This window comes from Streptomyces sp. ADI95-17 (assembly GCF_003846175.1).
In the GTDB taxonomy this organism is placed as follows: Bacteria; Actinomycetota; Actinomycetes; order Streptomycetales; family Streptomycetaceae; genus Streptomyces; species Streptomyces sanglieri.
Map to the genome: position 1 here is coordinate 610,729 of NZ_ML123048.1, position 9,839 is coordinate 620,567.

General features: G+C 70.3%; 8 protein-coding genes and 1 riboswitch. Of the genes, 1 reads left to right on the forward strand and 7 read right to left on the reverse strand.

Going from position 1 to position 9,839, the window contains the following annotated elements:
• Positions 1 to 2: 2 nt before the first annotated feature.
• From EES42_RS25775 to EES42_RS25785, 3 genes are all read right to left on the reverse strand, one after another.
• Positions 3 to 848 (reverse strand): SGNH/GDSL hydrolase family protein, encoded by an 846-nt coding sequence (locus EES42_RS25775; RefSeq protein WP_124720622.1) that lies wholly within the window; start codon positions 846 to 848, stop codon positions 3 to 5.
• Positions 849 to 1,036: 188 nt separating this feature from the next.
• Positions 1,037 to 1,966 carry a M23 family metallopeptidase gene (locus EES42_RS25780; protein ID WP_124720623.1) on the reverse strand — a complete coding sequence of 310 codons (930 nt, stop codon included), beginning with the start codon at positions 1,964 to 1,966 and terminating at the stop codon, positions 1,037 to 1,039.
• A 3-nt stretch (positions 1,967 to 1,969) separates the two neighbouring features.
• A riboswitch (cyclic di-AMP (ydaO/yuaA leader) is annotated at positions 1,970 to 2,126 on the reverse strand.
• Between the two features lie 295 nt (positions 2,127 to 2,421).
• Positions 2,422 to 4,518, reverse strand: coding sequence for an alpha-galactosidase (locus tag EES42_RS25785; RefSeq protein ID WP_124720624.1), 2,097 nt, complete (start codon positions 4,516 to 4,518; stop codon positions 2,422 to 2,424).
• 226 nt (positions 4,519 to 4,744) lie between these two features.
• Here EES42_RS25785 and EES42_RS25790 point away from each other — a divergent pair, with 226 nt between their 5' ends.
• Positions 4,745 to 5,560, forward strand: a complete 816-nt coding sequence (locus EES42_RS25790; protein WP_206433571.1) for a tyrosine-protein phosphatase — start codon at positions 4,745 to 4,747, stop codon at positions 5,558 to 5,560.
• 6 nt (positions 5,561 to 5,566) lie between these two features.
• Here the strand turns inward: EES42_RS25790 and EES42_RS44895 are convergent, their stop codons facing one another.
• The 4 genes from EES42_RS44895 to dxs all read right to left on the reverse strand — a co-directional run bounded on the left by EES42_RS44895 (position 5,567) and on the right by dxs (position 9,759).
• Positions 5,567 to 5,734, reverse strand: coding sequence for a DUF6126 family protein (locus EES42_RS44895; protein WP_164495316.1), 168 nt, complete (start codon positions 5,732 to 5,734; stop codon positions 5,567 to 5,569).
• 33 nt (positions 5,735 to 5,767) lie between these two features.
• Positions 5,768 to 6,376 carry a helix-turn-helix domain-containing protein gene (locus EES42_RS25795; RefSeq protein WP_124720626.1) on the reverse strand — a complete coding sequence of 203 codons (609 nt, stop codon included), beginning with the start codon at positions 6,374 to 6,376 and terminating at the stop codon, positions 5,768 to 5,770.
• 87 nt (positions 6,377 to 6,463) lie between these two features.
• Positions 6,464 to 7,861, reverse strand: coding sequence for an aspartate aminotransferase family protein (locus EES42_RS25800; protein WP_124720627.1), 1,398 nt, complete (start codon positions 7,859 to 7,861; stop codon positions 6,464 to 6,466).
• Positions 7,858 to 9,759 (reverse strand): 1-deoxy-D-xylulose-5-phosphate synthase, encoded by a 1,902-nt coding sequence (gene dxs / locus EES42_RS25805; RefSeq protein ID WP_124720628.1) that lies wholly within the window; start codon positions 9,757 to 9,759, stop codon positions 7,858 to 7,860. Before dxs ends, EES42_RS25800 begins: the two co-directional genes overlap by 4 nt.
• Positions 9,760 to 9,839 lie beyond the last annotated feature (80 nt).

The window sequence follows — 9,839 nt, forward strand, 5'->3', positions numbered from 1 at the left end:
CCCTAGAGCGGCAGAAGGTCCGGGCGCTTCGCTTCGACGTGGTCGCCGGAGGACTCGCCGCGCAGCCGCCGGCCGATCCACGGGACCAGGTACTCGCGCGCCCAGTGGATGTCGTCGCGCCGTACTTCGAGGGTGCCGCGCTGTGCCTGCGGCGGCCATTCCTGGTCGGGGTCGGCCGGTACGTCGATGCCGAGGACCTGGGCGGCGCGCAGCGCGACCCTGGTGTGTCCCTCGGGCGACAGGTGGAGCCGGTCGTCGTCCCAGGCGCGCCGGTCCTGGACGGACCGCAGCGACCACAGGTCCAGGACCGGGCAGTCGTAGCGGTCGGCGATGGCCCGTACATGGGCGGTGTACGTGGCGATCTTGCCCCGCAGATGGCGCAGCACGGGAATGCCACGGGTGTCGAAGCCGGTGGTGACCATGACCGTGCCGACCGCGCCGGTCAGCTCGGCGACCGCGCGCTCGAAGCGCTCGGCCACGTCGTCGGGGTCGGTGCCCGGCCGGATGATGTCGTTGCCGCCCGCGCAGAAGCTCACCAGGTCGGGTGCGAGCTCCTTGGCGCGCGGCACCTGCTCCTCGACGATCTGGTCGAGGAGGCGTCCGCGTACGGCGAGATTGGCGTACCTGAAATTCCCGTCCGCGGAACCCTCCGTGCCGGTCGCCGCATCGGGGTCCGGGAGCTGGTCCGCGAGAAGTACCGCGAATCGGTCCGCCCAGCCGACAAAGGTCCCGTCCGGGCCGGGGTCGCCGACTCCCTCGGTGAAGCTGTCGCCGATCGCCGCGTACGACCCGATGACGCCCTGTCGGTTGTTGACGCCACGTTGATTTTTTCTCGAATCGTCTGCCACAAACGCTTATCCTGCACCGCCGAATGTGACCTACGCGACCGTAATAAGGGGTTGACGGGTGGTGAGATAGACCACCCGGTCAGTTTTTGGTAAAGGGGGAATAAGTGAAGGGGCGGTGCGCCGCCGCGCACCGCCCCTTCCGTGTTGCTCAGATCATGCTTGGTGATTCAGCTGTCCGGCCGTTCGGCTCAGACGGAGATGCCGTGCGAGGCCAGGAAGGCGATCGGGTCGATGTCCGAACCGTACGCCGGGCCCGTACGGACCTCGAAGTGCAGGTGCGGGCCGGTGGCGTTGCCGGTGGCACCGGAGAGGCCGAGCTGCTGACCGGCGCTCACGGCCTGACCCGCGGAGACGGAGATGGAGGACAGGTGGCCGTACTGCGAGTAGTGGCCGTCGGCGTGCTTGATGACGACCTGGTTGCCGTACGCGCCGCCCCAGCCGGCGGCGACGACGGTGCCGGAGGTGATGGACTTGACGCTGGTGCCGGTGGCGACGGGGAAGTCGATGCCGGTGTGGCTGCCGCTGGACCAGTTGGAGCCGGAGGCGCGGTAACCGGTGGTGTGGTTACCGGGGACCGGGTGGACGTAACCGGATGCGCTGCTCCGGGCAGCGGCCGGGGCCTTGGTCTCCGGGGCGGACGAGGTCTTGGCCGGGGCGGACTTCTCGGCGGCCACCGAAGGAGCCTTCGAGGGCGCCTTCGACGGGAGGGACGAGCCGGTGCCGGCGCCGGTGGGCGCGGCGTTGCCGGAGGCCTTGGAGCCGAGGGTCAGCTTCATGCCCGGGAAGATCAGGCTGGGGTCCTCGCCGACGACCTTGCGGTTGTCCTGGTACAGCTGCTGCCAGCCGCCCTTGATCTGGTGCTCGGCGGCGATCTTCGACAGGTAGTCGCCGGAGACGACGGAGTACGTCGTGGTGGCGGCCTGCTTCTGCGCGACCGGGGCGGCGTGCGTGGCGGCGGCCGACTGCGGCGCGGCGGCCGGGGCGGACTGCTCCGCGGCCTGGGCACCGGAGGCGCCAAGCAGCGGCAGGGCGACGACGGCACCGCCGGCGCTGACCGCGGCGACGCCACGGGCGATGGTGCTGAGCTTCGGACGACGGTGCTTACCCGATATGGGCATGGCGTATTTCCTCTCCGGCGCCTGCGAGGTGAGCTGTCGGGTTCGGGCTGGAGATGCCCGGCCGCGCTTGGCGCGACTTCACCCCGAGCCGGCCGGATTTCTCCGGCCGGCGGCTTACCTGGTTCCCCCGCTCCTGCCACGCGATGAGTGGATGTGAATTCCGGGCGGCGGCAGGATTAGGCGGTCCGTCCGGATTGCGGTGACCGTAAGCGAGTCGGGACGGCGAGAACAAGCCATGGGTTCCATGCCGGAATCCGCGCCGGGAAATCGGCGCGGAATTCCGGTCACACTCCGTGGATTAAGGATCTTGGCATTCCGCGCCGCGCACGGATTACCCAACTTGTCCGTCACCACACACCGTCACGGATATGATCCCGCTCACGAGGCGACCCTCATGTCCCTTATGAGCAGGCCATGTTCAGACAAAAGCCCGCATTACGGACATAAACCGCTTGTCACCCGCGTCGCAGCCTCAGCACCCGCGCGTCGAGATCACCGCGAAGTCCGGTGTGCAGCCCCTGGTGCAGCAGCGTCGAACCGTGGTGGACCGCCCCGGTGTCCAGGCAGGTGTAGGTCGCCTCGGGGTCGAGCCCGCGCAGCCGCAGGGCCGGCGGCCGCTCCCCGTACCGCTGCGCCTCCAGCCACATCAGGACCACGGCGTCGTCCCCGTGGACGTACTGGATCGCGCTGAGTCCGCCGCGCGGTTCACGCAGCCGGTACAGCTCGCCCTGCTGCACGACGGGCCGGATCTCCTTGTAGAGCTCCACCCAGGTCCGGGCCTCGGCCAGTTCCTCCTCGCTCCATTCGGTGAGGTCCCCGCCGACCCCGAGCACTCCGGCCATCGCGCTCACGAACCGGAAGCGCAGCGAGCTGACCCGGCCGTTGAGCTGGTGGTTCGGGCTGTCGGTGACCCAGGCGGCCATCACCCGGGCCGGGTGGATGTGCCCGAAGCCCTCCTGGATGGCGAGCCGGTCGAGCGGGTCGGTGTTGTCGGAGGTCCACACCTGGTCGGTGCGGGACAAGATCCCCAGGTCGACCCGGCCGCCGCCGCCCGAGCAGGACTCGAACGCGACCGTGGGATGCGCGGCCCTGAGCCGGTCGATCAGCGCGTACAGGCCCTCCACGTGCTCGACCCAGAGCTTCTGCGGGTACTCCTCGCCCGGCCAGCCCGCATCGGTGAAGCAGCGGTTGAAATCCCATTTCACATAGTCGATGGGGGTGCCGGAGAGCAGCGTGTCCAGCTGCTCCCAGAGATATGCGCGCACATCGGGGCGGGCCAGATTGAGCACCAGCTGGTTGCGGTACTCCGTCCGCGCCCGCCCGGGGAAGTGCTGCACCCAATCGGGATGGGCGCGATAGAGATCGCTGTCGGCATTGACCATTTCCGGTTCGACCCAGATGCCGAACTGCATGCCGAGCCCGTGCACTTCGTCGGCGAGCGGCTTCAGCCCACCGGGGAAGCGGTCCGGATTCGGCGTCCAGTCGCCGAGCCCGGCCCGGTCGCTGGTCCGCTGCCCGAACCACGCGTCGTCCACGACGAACAGCTCGACGCCCATCGCGGCGGCCCGCTCGGCGAGGACCCGCTGCTGGTCCAGCGAGATGTCGAAGCCCGTCGCCTCCCAGGAGTTGTAGAGCACCGGCCGCAGGTTCCGCGCGTCCGGGATCACATGGGCCAGCTGCCAGGCGTGCCAGGCGCGGCTCGCACCGCCGAACCCCTGCCCGCTCCACAGGCCGGCGAAGACGGGCGTGGTGTAGGACTCCCCCGGTGCCAGCCGGAGCAGTCCGGCGTCGTCGTACCCGGCGCCGCCGGTGATCTGCACGAGCCCGTCGGGCAGCCGCTGCACGGAGATCCGCCACGATCCGGACCAGCCGAGCGCGCAGCCGTACACCTCGCCGCTCTCCTCGGTCGCGGCGCCGTCGGCGTCCAGTGCGACCCACGGCAGGAACTGGTGGCCGGTGTGGCCGCGCCTGCTGGAGACGACGCTCTCGCCGTGGAGCAGCTCCGCCCGCTCAAGCCGCGATTCCGCCGCCCAGCGCCCGTGCAGCCGGCTCAGCCGCCAGCCGTCGCGGGCCGGCAGCGACCAGGCGGCCGCGTCGGCGCGCAGCAGCTCCAGCGGCGGACCGTCCGGTCCGGCGTGGGCGACGGTGGCCCAGCGCTCCACGACATCGGAGTCGTCCCGCATCCGGTAGTGCAGGGTCAGGGCGAGCCGGTGCACGGAGTCGGTGAAGCCGATCCGCAGTTCGTCCCCGTCCGCCTCGGCGGCGTCGAAGGCCCACTCGGTGCCGCGGACCTGCGGGGTGCGTACCGAGAGTGCCGGGCGGACGAACCTGGGGCCGCCCTCGACGGGATACTCCTCCCGGCCGTCGAGGTGGGACTCGAAGGCCCTGAAGTCCAGTTCCGGGGCCGCAGCCAGCGCCTCGGCCGCGGCGAGGGTGATCCTCGGCCCCCAGTGCAGATGGACCAGCTCGTCCTGCTCGGTCAGCCGCAGTGCGTAGCTGCTGCTCGCCCCGGTGAGCAGCCAGGTCCGGCCGGTGTTGCCCGTCTCGATCATCGCATCCCCACATTCCAACAGTTCCGCACATCATCGACCATCTGCGTGGTGTGGGCAACGGTTCGGCGAGGAATTCGCCAAGCGGATTCTCCGCAGGAGAACCGGAGTTCGCCCGGGTATCGACAGGGAAAGGCCGAGATGATTGCCTGAGGAATCAATGTCGTATCGTCGCAGGAGTGGCCTCGCCTGCGACTCGCGCCGGCACCAGACACTCCAGGAGTCACCCGTGACGCAGCAGCTGCCGCAGATCCCGTCGACGGAACCCGAGCTGGCGGGTGTCCGCAACTTCCGCGACGTGGGCGGGCTGCCCACCGCGGACGGGCGACGGGTACGGCACGGGCGGCTCTTCCGCAGCGGTCACCTCGCGCACGCCACCGCCGAGGACGCCTCGTTCCTGAGCGGCCTCGGTCTGCACACGGTCTTCGACTTCCGCAATGCCGCCGACCGCAAGCTCGACGGGCTGGACGTGGAGCTGCCCGGCGTACGGAGTGTGAACATCCCGCTCTCCGACCCGGCGGACGGCTCGGAGTTCTGGCACATGGTCCGCAACGGCGACATCGAGCAGCTGCGCTCCATCCTCGGCGACGGCAAGGGCATGAACCGCATGATCGCCTCGTACCGCTCGATCATCCGGGACCGCACCGCCGAGCACAGCCGGGTGCTGCACGCCCTGGCCGAGGACAGCGTTCCGGCCCTGATGCACTGCGCGGCGGGCAAGGACCGGGCCGGGCTGTCGATCGCGGTGTCGCTGCTCGCCGTCGGTGTCGAGCGCGAGGCCATCGAGGCCGACTACCTGAAGTCCAACGACGCCCACCGCCGCTACCGGGTGCAGCGCAGCGACACCTCGGCGGACGGCATGTCAGCCGAGGTGATGGAGCTGCTGAACCCGCTCTTCGGCGCCCATGCCGAGTTCCTCGCCGCGGCCTTCGCGACCATCGAGGAGACCTGGGGCAGCACGGACCGTTACTTCTCCGAGGGCCTGAAGCTCACCCCCGAAACCCGGGACCGGCTGCGCGACCGACTCCTGGACGAGGCGCGCTAGGCGCGGTCAGCCCTTGCCTGCCACCGCGAAGAGCAGATAGAGGAAGGCCGCGAAGATGTGCCCGGCGATGAGGTAGGCGAACAGCCTGATCACCACGCCGCGCGGAAACTTCCGCTCCTGGGCCTCGTAGTTCTTCTTCGACCCCAGCGGGTCGAAGTTCTCTGAATCGGACATGACGGTCCTCTCTGGCGACCGGTGGAGCCGGTCTCAGCGACGGTGGATGCCGCTGCCGAGGCACAGCTCGGCGGCGGGGCTCTGCATCAGGGTGTGGACGAAGAGCAGTTCGGCACCGTCGCGGTCGACGGCCGTGATCCGGTGCGGGGTGAGCGAGTCGAAGTGCGCGCTGTCGCCGGGCGCGAGGTCGTGCACGGTGTCCCCGAGCCAGACCCGGAGGTGCCCGGCGAGCACGTACAGCCATTCCTCGCCGGGATGGACGCGCACGAGGTCGCTCTGGGCCCCGTGCGGGACGCGGACGCGGAGCGCCTGCATGGCCCGGCCGGAGCCGCCGGCCTGCCGGTACATCCAGCCGTCCGCCTCGGCTCCCTCGAACGTCCCGCCGCGGATGATCGCGTCACGTTCGGGGGGTGTCTCGCCGAGCAGTTCGGAGACCGTCGTACCGTAGATCCTGGCAAGACCGAGGAGCATCGGCAGCGAGGGCTGGCGACGGCCCGTTTCGAGCCGGGAGAGATGGGCGGGCGAGAGCCCCGCCCGCTGAGCGGCGGTCTCCAGGGTGAGACCACGGCTCTGGCGCAGATCGCGCAGGCGTGGCGCGATCCCGGGCAGCTCGTCGGCCGCCCCTCCGTCTGGAGGATTCATGTACCCATTGGGCCAGGAGCCTGCCTGAGAGGCAAATTTCTTGCCTCTCAGGCAAAAGCGCTCGGGATCGGCGCGGGGCACTCCCGCTCAGCGGTTGGCGACGGCCTGTTTCACCAGAGTCCTGCCGAAGTCCCACATCAGTCCGCCGCCGCTGTGCGCGTCGTCCATCACGGCGGTGAACGCCGTGACGAACCGGTCGACGTCCGCCTCGTCGATCACCAGCGGCGGAATCAGCTTGATCACTTCCAGATGGTCGCCCGAGACCTGGGTGAGGATGCGGTGCTTCTGGAGCAGCGGCACCACCACCATCTGCGCGAAGAGCCCCTTGCGGGCCGCCTGGAGCATGGTCCAGCGGCTGCGCAGCTTGAGGGACGACGGCCGGCCGAACTCGATGCCGATCATCAGCCCCCGCCCGCGCACCTCGTGCAGCAGCTCGTAGCGGTCGACCAGCGCGGTCAGCCGGTCGCGCAGCAGATCACCGATGCGTCGCGCATGCGCGACGGTCTCCTCGTCCTCCATCACCGCGAGGACCGCGAGCCCGGCCGCCATCGCCTGGGCGTTGGAGCCGAAGCTCGCGGAGTGCACCAGGACCCGGTCCATCGACGAGTAGACGCGGCGGAAGATCCAGTCCTTGCCCAGGGTCGCCCCGACCGGCACATAGCCGCCGGAGAGGGCCTTGGCGACACAGACCAGATCGGGCTCCACGCCCTCCTCGTGCTGGTACGCGTAGAAGTCGCCGGTCCGGCCGAGGCCGGTCTGCACCTCGTCGGCGATGAGCAGGGCCTTGTGCTTGTGCAGCAGCTCCTGCGCCGCCCGCAGGAAGCCGGGCGGCGCGGCGTGGACGCCCTTGCCCTGGATCGGCTCGACGACCAGTGCCGCCACGTCGCCGCGCTTCAGCTCGCGCCGCAGGGCGTCGAGATCGCCGAGCGGGACGGCGGTGTCCGGCAGCAGGGGCGCGAAGCCGTCCCGGAAGCCGTCCTCGCCGTTGACCGAGAGGGAGCCGGTCGTCAGCCCGTGGAAGGCGTGGGTGCAGTAGAGGATCCTGGGCCGGCCGGTGGCGTAGCGGGCGAATTTCAGGGCCGTCTCGACCGCTTCGGTGCCGCTGTTCCCGAAGAAGACCCGGTCCAGGTGCGGGCTGTGCGCGAGCAGCCGCTCGGCCAGCAGTCCGGGCAGCGGCTGGCAGTCGAAGCGGGTCAGGTCGGCGAGCGAGGCGTCCAGTACGTCGTGCAGCGCCTTGCGTACGACGGGGTGGTGCCGGCCCAGGCCCATCACGCCGAATCCGGCGAGCATGTCGAGGTAGTCGTTGCCGTCCGCGTCCCAGAAGTGTGCGCCCTCGGCCCGTTCGTAGACCTTGTCGAAGCCGATGGTGTGGAGCATGCGGGGCAGCTGGTGATTGAGGTACCTGGTGTGCAGCTCGTAGCGCTCGGCGCCGCGCTCCGCGAGAAGCCGCGCCAGGTCGAAGCCCTTGGGCCCGTTGTCCTTCATGCCCCGCTCTCCTCGGTCCTTGTCGCCGCCTCCCTGGCGGCCAGTGCGGCACTGATCCGGCCGGCGATCTCGACCGGGGTGAGCCCGATGTCGGCCAGCACCTCGGCACGCTTGCCGTGCGCGAGGAACTGCTCGGGGATGCCGAAGGTGCGCAGCGGTACGTCGACCCCGGCGTCCCGCAGCGCCTGCCCCACCGCCGAGCCGACGCCACCCGCCCGGCTGTTGTCCTCGACGACGGCGACCAGCCGGTGCCGTCCGGCCAGCAGCGGCAGTGCCTCGTCGACCGGCTTGACCCAACGCGGGTCGACGACGGTGCAGCGGATCCTGGCACCGGCCAGCAGGTCGGCGGCCTTCAGGCAGACCGGGGCGAGCACGCCGACGGCCACGAGCAGCACATCCGCGTCGTCCGCCCGGTGCAGTACGTCCATGGATCCGATCCGGCCGACTGCAGGGACCGGCTCCCCCACCGACTCCTTGGGGAACCGGATCACGGTGGGTGCGTCGTCGATGTCGACGGCCTCGCGGAGCTGGGCCCGGAGCTGGTCGGCATCGCGCGGGGCGGCGATCCGCAGTCCGGGGACGACCTGGAGCAGGGACATGTCCCACATGCCGTTGTGCGAGGGCCCGTCGGGTCCGGTGACCCCGGCCCGGTCGAGGACGAAGGTCACCCCGCACCGGTGCAGCGCGACATCCATCAGCAGCTGGTCGAAGGCCCGGTTGAGGAAGGTGGCGTAGACGGCGACGACCGGGTGCAGGCCGCCGGTGGCCAGTCCGGCCGCGGAGACGGCGGCGTGCTGCTCGGCGATGCCGACGTCCCAGACCCGGTCGGGGAAGGCCTCGGCGAACTTCGTCAGCCCGACGGGGTGCAGCATCGCCGCCGTGATCGCCACGACGTCGGGCCGCTCCGCGCCGATCCTGGCGATCTCGTCGCCGAACACCGACGTCCAGGAGGGTCCGCCGGCCGGGGCGAGCGGGGCGCAGGTCAGCGGGTCCATCGCACCGACGGTGTGGAAGCGGTCGGCCTCGTCGCGCAGCGCGGGCGGATAGCCTCGGCCCTTCTCGGTGAGGCAGTGCACCAGCACCGGGCCGTGGAAGCGTTTCGCCCGGCGCAGGGCGGATTCGACGGCCGCGATGTCGTGGCCGTCGATCGGCCCCAGGTACTTGAGCCCGAGGTCCTCGAACATGCCCTGCGGGGCGAAGGCGTCCTTGAACCCCTTCTTCGCGCCGTGCAGCGACTCGTACAGCGGCTGTCCGATGACCGGCGTCTGCTGGAGCACGTCCTTGCCCCAGGAGAGGAAACGTTCATAACCGTCGGTGGTACGGAGGGTGGCGAGGTGGTCGGCGAGGCCGCCGGTCGTGGGGCCGTAGGAGCGCTCGTTGTCGTTCACCACGATGATCAGCGGGCGGTCCCTGGCGGCGGCGATGTTGTTGAGCGCCTCCCAGGCCATCCCGCCGGTGAGGGCCCCGTCACCGATGACGGCCACGACGTGGTCGCTCCGTTCCAGCACCTGGTGGGCCTTGGCGAGGCCGTCGGCCCAGCCGAGCACCGTCGAGGCGTGCGAGTTCTCGATGACGTCGTGCGCGGACTCCTCGCGGGACGGGTAGCCGGACAGGCCGCCCTTGCCGCGCAGCTTGGAGAAGTCCTGCCGTCCGGTGAGCAGTTTGTGCACATAGCTCTGGTGGCCGGTGTCCCAGAGGATGCGGTCCACGGGCGAGTCGAAGGCCCGGTGCAGGGCGATGGACAGCTCCACCACTCCGAGGTTGGGCCCCAGGTGACCACCGGTCCTGGCCACCGCCTGAATGAGGAACTGCCTGATGTCCCGGGCGAGTTCGTCGAGTTGTGCTTCGTTCAGCGCCTTGAGATCGTGCGGCCCCCGGATGCTCTCCAGAATCGTCACGCTCGGGCCCCCTCTCTGGTTCTGTTTCAGCTCACGGTGACGGTGGGAGCCCCCGACTGCGTACCCGGCCCGTCCATGGA